The sequence below is a fragment of the Candidatus Nitrotoga sp. BS genome (genome assembly GCF_927797785.1).
Taxonomy (GTDB): domain Bacteria; phylum Pseudomonadota; class Gammaproteobacteria; order Burkholderiales; family Gallionellaceae; genus Nitrotoga.
The window spans coordinates 1-17140 of sequence record NZ_CAKMLL010000043.1 but is presented as its reverse complement, the minus strand read 5'-3'; the positions used below and the strand labels follow the sequence as shown (position 1 = coordinate 17140).

Annotated in this window: 16 protein-coding genes and 2 pseudogenes; 6 read left to right on the top strand and 12 right to left on the bottom strand. The window is 47.5% G+C overall.

Annotated elements, in window-relative coordinates; translation table 11 throughout:
• Positions 1-30: 30 nt before the first annotated feature.
• From MJ769_RS04255 to thiO, 3 genes are all read right to left on the bottom strand, one after another.
• On the bottom strand, positions 31-798 hold the full coding sequence (locus MJ769_RS04255) for a PEP-CTERM/exosortase system-associated acyltransferase (protein WP_239234583.1): 768 nt from the start codon (positions 796-798) through the stop codon (positions 31-33).
• Between the two features lie 445 nt (positions 799-1243).
• Positions 1244-1423, bottom strand: a complete 180-nt coding sequence (locus MJ769_RS04250; RefSeq protein ID WP_239234582.1) for a hypothetical protein — start codon at positions 1421-1423, stop codon at positions 1244-1246.
• A gap of 44 nt (positions 1424-1467) precedes the next feature.
• On the bottom strand, positions 1468-2544 hold the full coding sequence (gene thiO / locus MJ769_RS04245; RefSeq protein WP_239234581.1) for a glycine oxidase ThiO: 1077 nt from the start codon (positions 2542-2544) through the stop codon (positions 1468-1470).
• A 591-nt stretch (positions 2545-3135) separates the two neighbouring features.
• On the opposite strand from thiO, the gene rlmM reads away from it, so the two are divergent.
• Together rlmM and MJ769_RS04235 are read left to right on the top strand one after the other, a co-directional pair.
• Positions 3136-4173 (top strand): 23S rRNA (cytidine(2498)-2'-O)-methyltransferase RlmM, encoded by a 1038-nt coding sequence (gene rlmM, locus MJ769_RS04240; protein ID WP_239234580.1) that lies wholly within the window; start codon positions 3136-3138, stop codon positions 4171-4173.
• Positions 4174-4299: 126 nt separating this feature from the next.
• Entirely contained in the window at positions 4300-4536 is a 237-nt protein-coding gene (locus MJ769_RS04235) for a YdcH family protein (RefSeq protein WP_239234579.1), read from the top strand.
• Here the strand turns inward: MJ769_RS04235 and MJ769_RS04230 are convergent.
• Positions 4505-4693 (bottom strand): hypothetical protein, encoded by a 189-nt coding sequence (locus tag MJ769_RS04230; RefSeq protein WP_239234578.1) that lies wholly within the window; start codon positions 4691-4693, stop codon positions 4505-4507. The genes MJ769_RS04235 and MJ769_RS04230 overlap by 32 nt on opposite strands.
• A gap of 378 nt (positions 4694-5071) precedes the next feature.
• Complete coding sequence (locus MJ769_RS04225) at positions 5072-7606, bottom strand: glycogen/starch/alpha-glucan phosphorylase (protein ID WP_239234577.1); 2535 nt, start codon at positions 7604-7606, stop codon at positions 5072-5074.
• Between the two features lie 405 nt (positions 7607-8011).
• On the opposite strand from MJ769_RS04225, the gene MJ769_RS04220 reads away from it, so the two are divergent.
• Positions 8012-8209 carry a hypothetical protein gene (locus tag MJ769_RS04220; protein WP_239234576.1) on the top strand — a complete coding sequence of 66 codons (198 nt, stop codon included), beginning with the start codon at positions 8012-8014 and terminating at the stop codon, positions 8207-8209.
• A gap of 135 nt (positions 8210-8344) precedes the next feature.
• Positions 8345-8770: a universal stress protein gene (locus tag MJ769_RS04215; RefSeq protein WP_239234575.1), complete on the top strand. Its 426-nt coding sequence runs from the start codon at positions 8345-8347 to the stop codon at positions 8768-8770.
• A gap of 2 nt (positions 8771-8772) precedes the next feature.
• Here the strand turns inward: MJ769_RS04215 and MJ769_RS04210 are convergent.
• Together MJ769_RS04210 and MJ769_RS04205 are read right to left on the bottom strand one after the other, a co-directional pair.
• Positions 8773-9054 (bottom strand): annotated as a pseudogene (locus MJ769_RS04210) (transposase); the annotation flags it as partial.
• Between the two features lie 130 nt (positions 9055-9184).
• A complete protein-coding gene (locus MJ769_RS04205) occupies positions 9185-10141 on the bottom strand; it encodes a hypothetical protein (protein ID WP_239234574.1) in 957 nt (318 codons plus the stop codon).
• Positions 10142-10700: 559 nt separating this feature from the next.
• On the opposite strand from MJ769_RS04205, the gene MJ769_RS04200 reads away from it, so the two are divergent.
• Positions 10701-11717: a pre-peptidase C-terminal domain-containing protein gene (locus tag MJ769_RS04200; protein WP_239234573.1), complete on the top strand. Its 1017-nt coding sequence runs from the start codon at positions 10701-10703 to the stop codon at positions 11715-11717.
• A gap of 277 nt (positions 11718-11994) precedes the next feature.
• On the opposite strand, the gene trxC is transcribed toward MJ769_RS04200, so the two are convergent.
• Positions 11995-12429: a thioredoxin TrxC gene (trxC, locus tag MJ769_RS04195; RefSeq protein ID WP_239234572.1), complete on the bottom strand. Its 435-nt coding sequence runs from the start codon at positions 12427-12429 to the stop codon at positions 11995-11997.
• Positions 12430-12475: 46 nt separating this feature from the next.
• Positions 12476-13321 (bottom strand): carboxylating nicotinate-nucleotide diphosphorylase, encoded by an 846-nt coding sequence (nadC, locus tag MJ769_RS04190; RefSeq protein ID WP_239234571.1) that lies wholly within the window; start codon positions 13319-13321, stop codon positions 12476-12478.
• Positions 13322-13734: 413 nt separating this feature from the next.
• Here nadC and MJ769_RS04185 point away from each other — a divergent pair, with 413 nt between their 5' ends.
• Positions 13735-14892, top strand: coding sequence for an alkene reductase (locus MJ769_RS04185; protein WP_239234570.1), 1158 nt, complete (start codon positions 13735-13737; stop codon positions 14890-14892).
• Positions 14893-15176: 284 nt separating this feature from the next.
• On the opposite strand, the gene MJ769_RS04180 is transcribed toward MJ769_RS04185, so the two are convergent.
• The 3 genes and pseudogenes from MJ769_RS04180 to MJ769_RS04170 form a co-directional block, all read right to left on the bottom strand.
• Positions 15177-15986: a transferase gene (locus MJ769_RS04180; RefSeq protein ID WP_239234569.1), complete on the bottom strand. Its 810-nt coding sequence runs from the start codon at positions 15984-15986 to the stop codon at positions 15177-15179.
• Between the two features lie 23 nt (positions 15987-16009).
• Positions 16010-16671 (bottom strand): annotated as a pseudogene (locus MJ769_RS04175) (response regulator).
• Positions 16668-16988, bottom strand: coding sequence for a sensor histidine kinase (locus tag MJ769_RS04170; RefSeq protein ID WP_239234568.1), 321 nt, complete (start codon positions 16986-16988; stop codon positions 16668-16670). The pseudogene MJ769_RS04175 and the gene MJ769_RS04170 overlap by 4 nt, the downstream one beginning before the upstream one ends.
• Between the last annotated feature and the right edge of the window lie 152 nt (positions 16989-17140).

Below are 17140 nucleotides of genomic sequence, written 5' to 3'. Positions count from 1 at the left end.
GAATGAAAAGAGGAGGGTGAATACCATCCTTCAATCACACTCTCTCTTCGCAAAAATTGTCGTAGTGGGAGATCTACAATACATACCCTTCTCCGTCACTATTTCCCAAGCATCACGATGCGTCAGATACATTCTATCTAACATATCCACGTAGTTCGAGAAATACGGCCTGCGCAAACCAAGGTAATTAACCTTTGGCCCAATGGGAGTGAGGCCTGAACCATAATACCCTAATAGTCTGTTTAGTGCAGGTTCCATAACTGACAACCAATTCCTGACATTACCTTGATTGCTCATACGTACGGCAGCAGCCACAAGTAATAAAGTTAAATTAGGAAGGTATCTCCGATCTGTTTCGGAAGTATTGCTATCCATACTTCTAGTTTCAACGTTGCGACGCTCACTCTTACGACGATCAAAGTTATTAAGGACAATTAAACGAGATATTTCAACTGTATGTTGGCGCGACAATTCATCTATATTACAGAGCGCGGGGTCAATCAGCGTATGTAGTTCGACCGGAAATGGTTTGCCAGAATTCATCGGGTCACACCGTATCAAGCGAACTGTCCCAATGAAATCCCCCGTTTCTCGATATCTTAAAAGAGCATGAGAAGAATGATGATCATACTGGTCTTTTTCAAGCTGATCAGGATACAACGACATATCGAATCCAGGGAGACGCTTTTCAACACACAACGCTTGATAACGCACATGAAAAACTACACGCAACAATTCCGGCGTATCGGCTATGACAATCTCAAAATTCTTATGAAATTCTTCATACATTTTGCTCATATTATTAACCCAGTATTTTATATAACATAATGTATTTAAAATTAAAAAATATATCAATTACCGCCGCTTATACCAATACCCCATAATCATCGCCCAAACCATTGCACCATGGTAGCTCGCGTATTTTTTCATTTAAATATTGATTGATTAATTTATCAATAGAATCGGCGCGAAATATATTCGCGTGGCTTAAGATCAATTAAACTATCTGCAGCTTATGCTCATAATTCTCTAGCATCTCCTTAAGCATTCAGCAAATATTGTGGCTATAGCCTGACTACAACCTAAGATATTGGAATAAATTTAAGTAGCGTCTTACCATTAAACTGGTTTTTTTACGTAGTAGCGCCGTGACTATGCTTCATCATTCGTTTTGGAATATGGCGCCGCATCGGGTGCGTCGTCAAGCTCACTGTCTTAAACGGGATATCAGCCAAGCGCCCCATCAACGCAATGCCAATTCACCGATGTCGATGACGTCACCCATGGCCACGCAACCCTTCGGGCAATATGCGCCGTTGCTTTTCCAGTCTTCCGTGACACCACATTCACTTTTCCACATTCGGAAATGTGACATGTTACTTCGGCGCAATTGCTGTATTGAACTGATTACTAAGCTATCCATATGTTGAACGCCATGCGAAATAAACTGGAAAAAAGAAACCATTTTTAAATGCCCCACCCCGCCCGGTAAGGTGTGACATCGAATGGGTGCTGTACACCTGCAATCTCATTTAACAAAATTTCTGCGCTGGCTGGGGCCATCGTCACGCCATAACGAAAATGTCCGCTATTAATGTAAAGATTGTCCAGCTTCGGATGCCGCCCGATGGTGGGGATATTGTGCGGCGAGGCGGGACGCAGTCCAGCCCAATGTTGTACCAACGGTATATCGCGCAGAGATGGCAGTATTTTTTGGGCTCGTTGCCACAACATGTCGCGAGCCTCACTGGTGGTGCGCTGGTCAAATCCAACGTCTTCCATAGTACTGCCGACCAAAAGATGCCCATCGCGACGCGGGATTAAATACAAATCGTCTTGCAACACAATATGACGGAGCGGCGGCACATCGAACTTGAATAACAGCATCTGCCCACGCATCGGCTTAATGTTTAATCGTAGCGCATTTATTCCCAACACTTCCTTGCTCCACGCTCCAGCGGTAACGATATAGCCCTGTGCATGAAATTTGCCGCTGGAGGTGGTGAGTGTTTGTACTCGCCCATTTTCGACCACAATATCGCTGACTGCACATTGCTCTATGATTTTTCCTCCAAGCGATTTCACGTGCTGATGCAAAGCGCGCATTAACCTAGGATTTCGTACCTGAGCGACTTCCGGCAAAAAGAGGGCATCTCCTTGCGTGAGCAGCTTATGGTCTGTGGCACGAACTTGATGTACAGAATAAGCACTATGCGCCTCACTCCATTGCTCTGCCGCCTGAGCATCAAATGGTGGCAAAACCAACATTCCGCTTGTTTCATATTCCGGATTTATGCCGGTGGCCGCATGCAATTCCACTGTCCATGCCGAAAACAGGTCTGCGCCACGAGCGGTCAACCGCGTAACCACATCGGGATAATTCCACGGGCACAGCGGCGACAAAATGCCGCCACCTGCCCAAGAAGCTTCCTGGCCAACTTTTCCGCGCTCCAACACGGTGACTGCCGCCCCCTGCTGCAGCAAACGTTGCGCCGTCGACAACCCGGCCACCCCACCCCCAATAATCAAAAAATCGGAATTCAAGTATCCAGCCTCTGGCTACAGTCATAATCAAGCCTGACATAATAAAACTGTTGGCGAGCATTTAAATAATTTCCCAACAGATAGCCTTGTATAAAAATAACAAATTGATTATATTTAAGTATTTATTAACAACAGCGATCATTCCAAATCAAAACCCGTGTCAAGCCGCCAGAAATATGCGTTAAAAATCGAATCTTTAAATATGTACCGCAGAACAATTACCCAGCTAGAATGTTGCAAAAAATGATGGTAAATAACAAAGTAGCAATTTGATATTACATATCATTGAAATAATAACAGTTTTTTAAAAAAGACTGTGTATACTCGCCTGCTGCCAATTTTACCCCAGAGCAACCCTGATAAACTCCTGCTGCTAGCAGACTCCTTTGGGCCAGCGTTGTTGCGCCCACGCTTGGGCTCAGACTTTTCCCGTTCCTTACCCTTTCTGCCAGCTCAGTAGGTTCGTTTCCGTCGCGCCCATAAGACTACAAATATGTATTTGATTATAAATGATTTACAAAGCATAGATAAAAATAGTTCAAAGACAAATTAAAGATTGACCCTCACCTACAGACTGCTAACATGCGCGCCATGAGCACACCCAATCCAACAAAATCACAACAATGGCTGCTGTATTGTCGCCCCGGCTTTGAGCGAGACTGCCTGCAGGAAACGCAGGCATTGCCACTTGAAGCCAGTGCCAACAGCGGTTTTCTCATTCTTCAGAACAAACCGCGCCTAAATTATGACCAGCTCACCTTTACCCGCCAGTTGATCACCATGCTAGCCGAAGTAAGCGCGCTGCCCGATCGCGACCGCCTCACTCCCCTGCTTGCAGCCATACCCGTTACCCCCACGCAATTCAGCGTATTGTGGCTGGAAACACCTGACACCAACGAAGGCAAAACCCTGTCCGGTTTTATCAAGCGTTTTCAACCCCTGCTGGAAGAAAAACTGCGCGCTAGTGGGCGCATGGCTGAAGCCCCTCACCTGCCCCGCTTGCACATCTTTTTCCCGGACAAGAATCGTGCATTGATCGGTGCAAGTGATCCGCGCAACAGCGCAGCCTCCGCTATGGGCATCCTGCGCATGAAGATGCCTTATGAAGCGCCCAGTCGTTCTGTACTCAAGCTGGCCGAAGCTTTCGAAGTGTTTTTATCCGAAGACGAAAAAAAACAATGGATCAAACCGGGCATGCGCGCAGTTGATCTGGGTGCAGCTCCCGGTGGTTGGACTTGGCACCTTGTCAGTCTGGGTATGCAGGTGGATGCAGTCGATAACGGTCCGCTCAAAGGCGTGGTGGCCGATCACCCCTCGGTTAAACACCTGCGCCAGGATGGCTTCCGCTATCGCCCCAAACACGCGGTTGACTGGCTGGTATGCGACATGATAGAACAACCGGGACGAGTGGCCGCACTGGTTGCTGACTGGGTAGCCAGCGGCTTAGCCAGTCGCGCCTTTTTCAACCTCAAGCTACCGATGAAAAAACGCGTGGAAGCCTTGAACAAAGCGCTCGCCAGTATCCGCAAGGTACTGGATAATAAAGGCTTCAAATATAGCTTGCAAGCGAAACAGCTATATCATGACCGTGAAGAAGTGACTGTATTTCTGACCAAGATAAAACGCTAAAACAAAAAGGTTTTACTAAGCCCCGATTTTATTGCGGTTGATGTCACATGCTTCCTTTTTGGTCGGCATTAACTCGAATAATTCATGTTAAAATTGTTTAGTCAGATCACTACATAAGGAATTTTAATGCTACACGAATACCGCGACATCATTACCAAAATGAAACAAAACAATGCAGCTAATGCCCATTTTTTGAAAATTTTTGACAAGCACAATGAGCTTGATAGTCAAATCACAAAAGCTGAAAACGGCGAAGCCCATCTGACTGATATTGAACTTGAAGTACTTAAAAAAGAGAAGCTGCTTCTCAAAGATGAAGCTTACACATTGATCATGCTTTATAAAAAAGAACACAATCTATAAATTTTGCTATGTCACAGTTGCCTGTTGGATCTTGGTAATTATATAATGATAAAATTTTTTCGTTATTCATAAAAACAGCCAAGCCCACTCTTACATAAGAATTTGAGTAACTACTCGCCCCCATCGCGCCAGCCAAAGCCATTTGGATAGCAATCATTGGATTCACCTCCTTGTAAGCCTTGGTTTGCAGGTAACGGATGATGCGACAAAAAGCGTGAGCGTAGACTTCGGATATCGATCCCAGCCGCATTGGGATGGGCGATCGTTAAAGGCTCTCTTGATATGCCGGGTTTGAGACTGTTTTTTTGCTTGCGTAGCACCGTGGCTATCTCCATACATTCGTATTTAAATATGGTGCCACATCGGGTACGTCGTCAAGCTCACTCGCTTAAACAGAGTAACAGCCAAGTGCCCCATCGACGCCAATCCAATTCACCAATATCGATGACGTCACCCATGACCACGCTACCTTTCGTGCAATATACACCATTGCTTTTCCGGTCTTGCGTGGCCTGTGTCTGATCGTCGATTATAATTATTTTCCATTAACAGATTTCGCTGCAATTTGCGACAAATGCCAAATATCGCGGTTGTAATCCAATATGGTACGGTCGCTGGAAAACTTGCCGCTGGTCGCCGTGTTGATAATACTCATACGTGTCCAGCGCTTCGTGTCACGGTAAGCCTTTGCTACTTTCTGCTGTGCATCGATATAACTGCGGAAATCCGCCGCTGTCAACCACGGGTCGCCAGGGCTATAGATGGATTGAATAATCGAATCGAAAATGCCTGGCTCGAACAAGTTGAAGTGGCCACTTTCAAGCAGGTGCATCACCCGGCGTAGATCATCATCCGTAGCGACAATTGCGCTTGGATCATAGTGCCCTCTGGTTGCCTCCACCTCTTCGGCAGAGAAGCCAAACAGAAAGAAGCTTTCATCTCCCGCCTCTTCACGAATTTCGATGTTGGCGCCATCCAGCGTACCTACAGTCAACGCACCGTTCATCATGAACTTCATGTTACCCGTCCCGGAGGCTTCCTTGCCTGCGGTGGATATCTGCTCTGATAAGTCGGTTCCAGCACAGATGACTTCCATCGCCGATACCCGATAATTCGGCAGGAAGGCCAATTTCAACAAACCAGCCACGTCCGGGTCGTTGTTGACTATCTCAGCCACTGCATTAACCAGCTTGATGGTGCGCTTGGCCATCATGTAGCCGGGCGCAGCCTTGCCGCCAATAAGTACGCAACGCGGTGTCCAATCCGTCGTATCGCCGCGCTTGATGCGGTCATACAGATGAATGACATGCAGCACGTTGAGCAGCTGCCGCTTGTACTCATGAATGCGTTTCACTTGCACGTCAAACAGGGAATTCACGTCAAAAACAATGCCGCAATCGCGTTGCACCATCTCTGCCAGACGGACCTTGTTGGCTTGCTTAATTTTTCGCCATTCTGTTCGGAATGCTGCATTGTCGGCATGTGGCACCAGATCTCTCAGCCTGGACATATCAGTAATCCAGTCGTCTCCAATGTTGCGCGTAATCAAATTGCTCAGTGCAGGATTGCTCGACACTAACCAACGGCGGGAAGTCACGCCATTGGTTTTGTTGTTGAACTTTTCTGGCCACAGATCATAGAAATCGCGGAACAGATGCTGAGTCAACAAACGCGAGTGCAATTCCGCCACGCCGTTCACCGACACGCTTGCCACCACAGCCATATAGGCCATACGGATATATTGATCTTGCCCTTCTTCGATAATCGACATGCGCCGTTGCCGCTCGACGTCTCCGGGCCAACGCTGCGCCACCATCGCGAGAAAACGAGCGTTGATCTCGTGAATAATTTCCAGCAATCTCGGCAACAAGCGTCCGAACAGGTTGACCTGCCAACGCTCCAGCGCCTCCGGCAGCAAAGTGTGGTTGGTATAAGCGACCGTCCGGGTGGTAATGCTCCAGGCTGCGTCCCAACCCAGGCCATGTTTGTCCATCAGCAGGCGCATCAGCTCCGGCACCGCGCACGTGGGATGGGTGTCGTTCAACTGAAAGAAATTCTTGTCGGCAAATCCGCTGAAATCATTGCCGTTTTTTTTCACCCATGAACGCAGCACATCTTGCAAGCTGGACGAGGCCAGAAAATATTGCTGACGTAGGCGCAGCTCCTTGCCGTTCTCGCTGGTATCGTTTGGATACAGCACCATGGTGATATGCTCGGCGGTATTTTTTGCTTCAACCGCATCGGCATAGCTGCCTTTATTAAACTCGTCCAGATCGAACTCTTCAGTAGCGGTGGCTTTCCACAAGCGTAGCGTGTTGACCGTGCCATTGCGGTAACCGGGAACCGGAACATCGTAAGGCACCGCCATCACATCATTGGTAAATTTCCAATAGACACGCATCGTTCCATCAGGCTGCTTGTGATGCTCGGTTTTGCCACCAAACTTGACCAACACGCTATGTTCCGGGCGCTCAATTTCCCAAGGGTTACCGTTACGCAACCAGTGATCCGGCTCTTCCAGTTGGTAGCCATTGTCAATTTTTTGGCGGAACATCCCGTATTCGTAGCGAAGGCCATAACCTCTCACCGGCAATTGCAAGGTGGCGCAACTATCCAGAAAACACGCGGCCAGTCTCCCTAAGCCGCCATTTCCCAGACCGGCATCGTGTTCCTGATCGATAATTTCCTCCATCACCAGACCCAGCTTCTTCAGCGCACCAGAGATTGACGGCTCTACTTCAAGATTCAGCATGGCATTGCCCAGCGCCCTGCCCATCAGAAACTCCAACGACAAGTAGTAAGTACGTTTAGAGTTCTGTTCGTCATAAGCTTGTTGAGTCTTTTTCCAGCGCTCCACCAGCCGATCCCGCAGCGCAAGCGAGAGTGATGTATAGACGTAATACGCCGACTCACTCAACTTGTCCCGACCCAGCGTATGACTGAAATAACGGCGAAAATCTTTGACTATACTTCCGACATCCATACCCAAGACGGGCAGTTCTGCAATGTTTGTTGAAGGTTTGCTGGTAATAGGCGGCTTGGTCTTAATAATAATTCTCCAGATTGACAATTGGTAAAGTTATTTGAACATTCATATTGTGATGCCTTGATGTTCAAATTGAGCCGAAAAAATGGCTACCAAATGCGTTTATTTTACGCAATTTCGCATATCCTCGCTCGCTCTTAAGAAACAACTACAAGCCAACTGATTTTAATAGCAACGGGGCAAGTCGCTTAATCAGTACTAATACGCAAAAATATCGAATTGACGCATGGAATAAAAGTTGTCTGGAAATTTATTATTAATCAAGTAACTTGAACGATTATTTACATTTGATACATCAGGGAATCATAAAAATAACGTTGTTTGCTGCGTGGGCAATTTCGCAGAGACGCTTAGCATGCACAGGATCAGCAAAATGAACGGCATGCTCATTCTGTTGCGACAGTGGCGTTTAGCATTGGCGAGTTCGGCATGATTAGTATCCCGTTTACTACCTGTTATGTAAGCAAAACTTATCTCTTACACGAAGCGGGAATGGCTGGTGCGGCTTGGGCTGGCTGGGTACTGACTACTTCAAGCGTGTTAAACTCTGCGTATTCTTTGCCCATTCCTTATCGCTCATGGCTCAAGCGTCTCGCGGGGAAATGGTCGACTGAACATTGTGGCTAATCAGGTACCAGTTTGATCTGAGTCAAATAAACTTACGGGAGCACTGGTACCCTTGGCGCATATCATGCGACGAGACGTTTTAATTCAAACGCTGCATCGAATACCGCCGATCAACACTTTTGGAAGGAAACCAGCATGCGAAAAATATTGATCCCCTGCGACGGTTCGGACAATTCTTTACGAGCGGTGCGGTATGCAGCATCTGTGGCAAAAGACCTTCCCGATTTACAGCTAGAACTGCTGCATGTGCAGGATCCTATACTAATGAAGGTGTACGCCAACTTGTCCGCACAGGAAACCGAGCATAATCGGCAAGCCGACGAAGCCGACCGCACTCTGCGATCTGCCAAGCAGATTCTCGACACGGAGGGAGTACCCTACCAAGTGCATTGGTGCGCCGGCTCACCCGCCAACGAAATTGCACGGCATGTGCACGACACACATTGCAACTCAATCATCATGGGCACCCGTGGCTTAAGTCCGGTAGCTGCCATGATGATCGGTTCAGTCGCCACCAAGGTCATACATCTGGTCGAGGTTCCGGTGACCCTGATAAAATAACCGGCATTCAGCATTTCATCTGGATTCAACTCAGGGCTGCAACTCGGCAGATAAAACACTTCAATCTCGTCCTGATGTTTCGCGAGCCATGCCTTAACCAGCTTGGCATGGTGGACTCGCAAGTTATCCAGAATCAGATATACCTTACGCTTGGTGTCTTTCATCAATCGCTTCAGAAACACGATGAGTTGATCTGAATCCAACGCACCATTCAACATTATCCACCTGACCTTGCCTAGGTTCGTGACTGTAGAGATAGGTCCCGCGTTCTCGCGCTTACTATGGTACAAAGAACAAGATTTAATTGTTAAACGCGTCTATAAAACAGGCGGGACTTGATATTTAACCCTCCTGAACTACGCGCGACTCAGCGCACACTACGCCACCCTCTGCCTCAAAGTAATGAATGCGTGACTACGGAACCTGCTGCACAATTGCCTGAGCTTTAGAAGCCCATATTTTAAGAGCCTCAACTGTTCTCACATCCTCCAATGACAACGGCTTATCAGTGACCACCCTCTTCAAGTTTTGAGTGGATACCTGCGCAGGAGCTAATTGAGATTTGACTGATATGGACTCTCCTGTTCCGTCATTTAGTCCCGTTTCGATGCCATTTTTTGTCGATATCCTGAGAGCATGCATTTCTTGGTCGGCGCTAAAATCCCCACTTGAAGATAATTGCACAGCCGCGACACCCTCACCCCTATCACCTGAATATTTTAGGACATAGAACGACGATCCTACCACTTCCGCGAGATCACCACATAACACTATCCCAGCAAGTTCCCCTGAAATCTGATACTCACAAAGAAAATCTAATGCTGCCGTCGTAACAATGCCATTACCTGTATCGGTTGATTTTCCAGTGTTATTGATTAAATTTTTCATCTGAGAATACGGAGTTAGGCCTTGTATCCTCGTGAACAACCATGTCCCTAGCAATCCATCATGCCCGTCGAAATATCCAAATGGCCTCTTTGACATAGCTCTTTGTGGCTCACTGGGCAACGAAATGATGCCATGCTTTCCGCTTGAAAAAATAATTGTAACGGTGCCAGCTGGGTCTAATAAAGACGCGTTTTGATGTGGCCCACCTAACGATGTCCCTCCCCGCAAATCAAGAAGAGAGGCTGTAAAGGTATTATTTACAATTGGGCCAGCCGCGAAATAAAATACACTGCTGCCATCTGCTCGGTATCCGAAATATGTAAAAACGACTGTTCCGTTTTCTGCCTCAATCTGGAACCCTCTGCCGGGAAGTCCATTATCCTCAGAATCAACCCCCCACATTCCGGCAGCTGGCATGAATGCCCAAGCGGGAGAGCAAATTAAAAAGCACAGCAATGCCACTATGATTTTAAGATTTAACATTTTTTGACTCCCAGAGTTATACATAAAAACTTATGATAAACACATTTTTTATTTTACTTGCTTCTTTATGTAGCGACGATGCTCAAGCATTCAATGATTTTCTTAACAAAAATTTCCCAATCGCTTTGCAGTGGACGCTTCCAGATATTGCTGCCCTCCTACCCATGACAAATACGTGCAGTAATTAGCCTCAACTCTTGGCGGACACTGCCCATCTGCGCGTCAATGAAATGGTGCATTTCGGTAGACTGAGTATTTCATCAAGCGTTATTCATTTTCATTGAAACTCTCTGATCCCTCTAAATCGTAGCGGCATCAGAAATATTGCAAGTTCTTGTGCATAGACTATTTTACGTATCTCCCTATAATCAAAAAATAGGCAATTTACTTATTTGTTTTTTAGGTGTAGCCCTACTATGTAGGACCTTGCTAGAATGATAGCTTCCAGTGAAATACGAGAGTTCGATATGAGCTGCTTGTAAAAGCGGTTACCCGAGGATGCATCAGAATGACATGAACATTGACTGAGAATTCAGCTTTTTCTTACAAGGAGATCACCATGAAAGAGAATTTAAAAATTTGTCACGACAGACTTCTGCCGCTCGATCTTGTCCGCCCGCAACAGACTATCAGGCTAGGCACTGGGCCAGTGCAGGCGGTCTTCGTTTTTAGAAAGATGTGGATCAATGGATCGACATTACGAGTTCGATTCATGGGTGGGACCGCTGCCCAGCAAGCAATTGCCAAAGAACAAGCGCTATGGTGGCTTCCGCATGCAAATCTGAAATTCGAGTTTAACAACGCGCCCGACGCAGAGATTCGCATTGCCTTTAATTCCTCGGATGGAGCGTGGTCCTATATGGGTACAGATTGTCTATCAATTCCCCGCGATCAGCCCACGATGAACCTTGGATTTCTCGATGGTGGCACTGCCGCCCATGAGTTTGGCCATACAATCGGTCTAGCACACGAACATCAAAATCCATCTGGGGGCATTGAATGGAACGAGGAAGTCGTTCTCCGTGACCTAAGCGGCCCGCCCAATAATTGGACCCCAGATCAAATTCGGCACAATGTTTTGGAAAAGTATGCGGTTAATCAGATCAAGGGGACGGAATTCGATCCCGATTCGATCATGCTTTACTTCTTTCCTGACACTTGGGTCAAAAGCGGCCATGGCACCAAAGAGAATAATGCGTTGTCAGCGCTGGATAAGGTATTCATCGCCAGCGAACAAGCCTATCCGCACGCTGCGGTTCAAGCGATCGAGTTGGGTGTCAATGCAGCACCAGTATCGACTTCGATCGGCAAGCCTGGTGAAGAAGACCTATTCAAATTCACCGTAAAAAAGAGTGGTCGCTATATCATACAAACGGACGGTCAGACCGATGTAGTGATGAAATTATTCGGCCCCAACAGTCAGACTGGCTTGATCGCCGAAGACGACGATGGCGGCTTTGGGCTAAATTCAAAAATTGCAGTTGAACTCATTCCAGGACAATACTTTGCCCAGGTTCGACACTATAACAAGGCTCAAGGTACAGGTTCATATAGCATCAGGGTGAACCGAACATAAAGTATCGGTCTATCTTCCCCACCTTGCCCGACAAACTACCGTCGGGCATCATTACATTACTCTCGGTTCCTGCGCAACGTTGCTTTTCAAGATAGTCAGTGTTTACGACTGTCCAATTTCCCCTGTTATAACTGCGATTGCCGCTCATAACGACAAACGCATGACTCAGTGCCAAGATGATGACCCACTTTAAATCGTACCGGACTTTCACCGACTACATTTACCAGTTGATGGCCGACAATCGAAACAACCAAAGGTAAAGCATGTGCTTGGTGTTTCAAACATTAGCACGAGCCCATGACACAATGCCGGCCACATCCATGGCACCTGCCTGCCTTGCCACCTCACTTCCATTTTTAAAGATTGCCAAGGTGGGAATGCTGCGGATGTTATAGCGCGTGCCCAGTTCCTGCGCTTCTTCTGTATTTAGTTTAGCTAAACGAATACCCGGCTCCAGTTTCTCTGCTGCTTGTATAAAGGCGGGTGCCATCATGCGACAGGGTCCACACCATGGTGCCCAGAAATCCACCAAAACCGGTATATCGTTACGCGTAATATGCTTCTCGAAGTTCTTGCTGTTCAGCTCAATCGGATGCGCGTTAAACAGAGCTTGTTTGCATTTGCCGCAGTTCGGCTGGCTGCTTAACTTTCCAGAAGGAATACGGTTCACCGCATCGCAACTCGGACAGACGATATTTATAGAGTCGCTCATGATTTAAACCTCAGTTGTGAATACTCTCTACATGGGGAACGATAGATTAAATTTCAAACCGCATCGATAAATCTACAGCCAGTATATCTTTTGTCAGGCTACCAATGGAAATGCGCTCTACGCCGGTCTCGGCGATAGCGCGTACTTTATCAAGAGTAACGCCACCGGAGGCTTCCAGTTCGGCGCGTCCGGCAGTGAATCTAACAGCAGCACGCAGACTATCGAGATCGAAATTGTCGAGCAAAATTAGCTCGGCACCAGCATCTAGCGCTTCACTCAGTTGTTCCATATTTTCTACTTCAACTTGAATGCTTATATCCTCAGAGGCAATGCGGAAAGCTTGTTCCAATGCAGGACGAATACCACCCGCAGCCAGGATGTGATTCTCCTTAATCAGCACGCCATCAAATAAACCAATCCGCTGGTTATGTCCCCCTCCCGTTTTTACAGCATATTTCTGCGCTATGCGTAGACCAGGCAGTGTCTTGCGTGTATCCAGAATTTTCGCGTGCGTGCCGCGCACCGCCTCGACATAATGCCGAGTTTGCGTGGCGGTAGCGGAAAGTGTCTGCAAAAAATTGAGCGCGCACCGTTCTGCTGTCAGCATCGCACGTGCATCTCCGCGTATCTCGCACAGCGTTTGCTTGGCTGTTACAACATCGCCATCCTGAGCAAGCCAATGAATGATGCAATTTTTATCCATTGCATGGAAACACGCATCAAACCAAGCTGTGCCGCATAGCACTGCATCTTGGCGCGTTATCACAGTGGCCTGTGCTTTTGCATGCTGGGGAATTAGTGGTGCGGTGAGGTCACCGCCGCGCAAGTCTTCATCGAGAGCGGTAGTTACGCTGACATTAATATGGGTGGCCAGTTCATGTTGGTTGATCATTTTAATTTAGCCTTCGACGCCCATAGCGGGCTCATTAACAAATAATAAATTTCATTTTAACCGATGAGCAAGTACAGCCAGAAACTCCTCGCACATCAATATCCTCCGGCATTTTTTGAGCCAGGGCGTGTATCACTTAGCTTAACCACGACAGCTCTGCCTGCAAACCTCTTATCCCAAGTAAGCAATTTGCTTATTTAATTTTTTTCCGCTGCCACCCTATGAGCATTCTCAAATCATGTTCCACTTAAAATGAGGCAGGTATTATTTTCATGTAACAATGTCGAGTGGTTCTCTGGTCGGGCAATCAGAGCAGGAGAAAATACTTCCGCCCCATTTCGCACCTCATGCCATCTTGTATCACAGCTTAATATATTGTGATGGCACGCTAATTGTTCCGATCGGAGACTATTATGACACTATCCAACACATCCTCTCTCCCAACAACTCCAGAAGAGCGGCTGTTTCAGCCTGTCCGGCTGGGTCGTTACACACTTCCTTACCGGATCGTTATGGCGCCACTAACGCGTTCACGCGCCCACCAACCAGGCAATACCCCTTCCCATCTCAATGCGCTTTATTACGCACAGCGGGCTTCGGCGGCGCTCATCGTTAGCGAAGCGACTCAAGTCTCAATGCAGGGTCAGGGTTACGCTTGGACGCCAGGAATCCACAGTCGTGAGCAAATCGATGGCTGGCGGAATGTTACCAACACAGTGCATGAGGCTGGTGGTTTAATCTTCATGCAGCTATGGCATGTTGGACGCATTTCCCATCCAGCGCTGCAACCCGACAATATGCTGCCAGTCGCTCCGTCGGCCATCAAGCCTAGCGGAGAAGCATTCATTGAGAATAAAAACGGCAAGGGCGAAATGGTGCCATTCGTAACCCCGCGAGCCTTGCAGATCGAGGAGATACCCTACATTGTTCGGCAGTATGTACGCGGGGCCAAGAATGCGCTAATTTCGGGCTTTGATGGCGTGGAAATTCACAGCGCCAACGGTTATTTGCTCGATCAATTTATCAATTCCCACACCAATCGTCGCAACGATGAATATGGTGGCTCAGTCGAAAATCGGGCACGGCTGCTTCTGGAAATAGTCGATGCAGCTATTGAAATATGGGGGGCGGATCGTGTCGGTGTGCGTCTATCACCACTTGGCACGTTCAACGACATAAGTGACGACAATCCCGAAGCAACCTTCGGTTACATCGCCGAAAAGTTAAACGACTATCCGCTCGCCTACCTTCATGTTATCAATCCAGCCGCGGCCGCGCTTGAAAGTGGCGCAACTCCCGACCCAGCCGCACTGCGGATGCTGAAGCTGATACGGGAAAAATTCCACGGCACCCTGATCCTGGCCGGCGGCTTTGACCGCGAGACAGCCGAAGCCTGGTTGCAACAAGACAAGGCAGACTTGATCGCCTTTGGCCGCAAATTTCTGGCCAATCCCGACCTACCGGAACGCTTTCGCACCCGCGCGCATCTCAATGCCGCCGATCAGACCACCTTCTATGGCGGCAGCGCAGAAGGCTATACCGACTACACAAGTCTTGCTCAAGAACTGTGACGAGGCACGATAAAAAAATTTGTGCGCAGCATATAGTTGATATGTGAGCTATAATTTTTTCGGGCAACGCCGTATTGTGACGAAGCGGAGTAAGCAAGCAAGCTTCAGAGCGACTGCTCGCAGTATTGCGATTTTTTAGGTGCCCTTAAGTCTTAAATCCGCCAGGCCATTTGGCCATGCGTAATTGAGATGTTGAGCATCATTTCATGCAGCTCAACCTAACGAGCTCGCCGAAATATTTTTTCTGCCACCCAATGACAGCGCACAACCATCAAGAATGCTCATCAGATAGCGCCGATTGACAAGGCACGAATCAACTTGTTTGATTTCGCTTGAAAATTCAACGAGTGCGACGAGCAAAGCAATTTTGCATGGTGCCGTATTATGGATGCGGGGGGCGGAAACTTAATATTTTTCACGGCAAGGACGATTTTATTGAAGCGATCCTCCGTTTCAACAACCACTAGGTGGCTAGCAAAACTGTTGTGGATGCGTGCCAAATATTCATCGAGGTGCGCATGGCTGCCCCACAAGTTGACCACCAAAATGCCGTTGTCAGCCAAGGATGCGAAGCAATCATCATAAAACTGCTGACTGCCTAATTGAACGGATAATCCAGCCGCATCAAATCCATCCACCATCAGTACATTCGGCTGATTGGCGGGATCTGCAACCCACTCGGCTCCATCGCCCAGCACCACTTGAAAGCGCGTGTCGTCTGCAGGGATTGCAAATTCATTACGCAGTGCGATCACATCGGGATTAATTTCGACAACCGTAATTTTTGTCTGTGGCAAATAGCGGTAGCAATACTTAGCCAGTGAACCGCCGCCTAACCCTATCATTGCGATACGCTTGGGTGATGGATCAAACAACAAAAAACTCATCATGACTCTGGTATAACTAAAGACCAGCGTGTCTGGCTGTTCAATACACATCCCGCTTTGTACGTACAAGGCATCAAAATGCAACGCCAGGATTCCTTCGCGCTCTGTTAAATAAGGCTTATCGGTTTCAACATTCGTTTGAGGCTTAGTCATCCAGGCAATCATCTGATCAATTTGCTGCTGCATTGCTTTGGCAATATTTTTCATATGTTAGTATTTTTAGGCCTAAGTCACAAAGAAATGATGTCACAAAGAATAGCGAAACGAACAAGCTGGGCAGCGTTCTTCAGTTTGAGTTTTCTCATGAGGCTGGCGTGATGAACACCAACAGTTTTGGACTAATGGAAAGATTTTCGGCGATTTCAAGTATCGAATTGCCTTCAGCCATCAACTTGAACAGCTGAAATTCACGTTTGGAAAGCGCGTTTATTGGATCTAGAGCCTCGTGAAATAACTGCCTGTCAACAACGATGTCCGAAATATGCTCAAGGTCGATATATGTTTTTCCCAGCTTTACTTGACGCACCGCGTGCGTCATTTGATTGAGACCGCTTTTCTTGGTTAGATAACCCGTTGCGCCCATTTCCAGAACGCGCTGCACCATAGTTTCATTATTGTGCATACTAAATACCAGAATGTGCGCAACCGGATCATGCGCTCTGATACGACGAATTGTTTCCAGGCCACCGCTACCCGGCATATTAAGATCAAGTACCACCACATCGGGTTTTATCGCCCGGTAAAGAATATAGCCCGCTTCTCCATCATCGGCTTCCGCCACTACTCGAATATCAGCTGTACTTTCAAGCAAGCGGCGAAAACCGTCGCGCACCACGGGATGATCGTCTATCAGCAATACTGAAATCGGCTGAACGACATTGCTTAGACTCATTGCTTTCTTCTTTCCAGCTTACACTTAAGCGGTAATCGAACGTCAATGCGAACGCCGTGGCCTGAAGCGCTAAATGAGGAAAACTCTCCCCCCACTGCAATTACCCGCTCACGAATGCCTAGCAACCCTAATCCATTTAGTGCCTGATTTGGGTCGAAACCTTTGCCGTCATCGGTTACTCTTAAGAACACTGCCTCGGCATCGGGTGTCTCACCTGGTTCGCGGCTCAAGCACACCGAAACACGCTTTGCCAAGGCGTGTCTGCAAATATTGGTGAGTGCCTCCTGAAGAATGCGGTATACGGTAATATTTATCATCTCACTCAAACCGTTTAAATTACCTTCAAATGCAAACTCGAAGATTATGTCTGGATTATGTAAGCACCATTTATTCATTAGTTCACGCAAGCTAACTGCTAGTGTAGAGAACCGTAATTAACGGAACTAATAACAATGGTGCCTGTCTCATT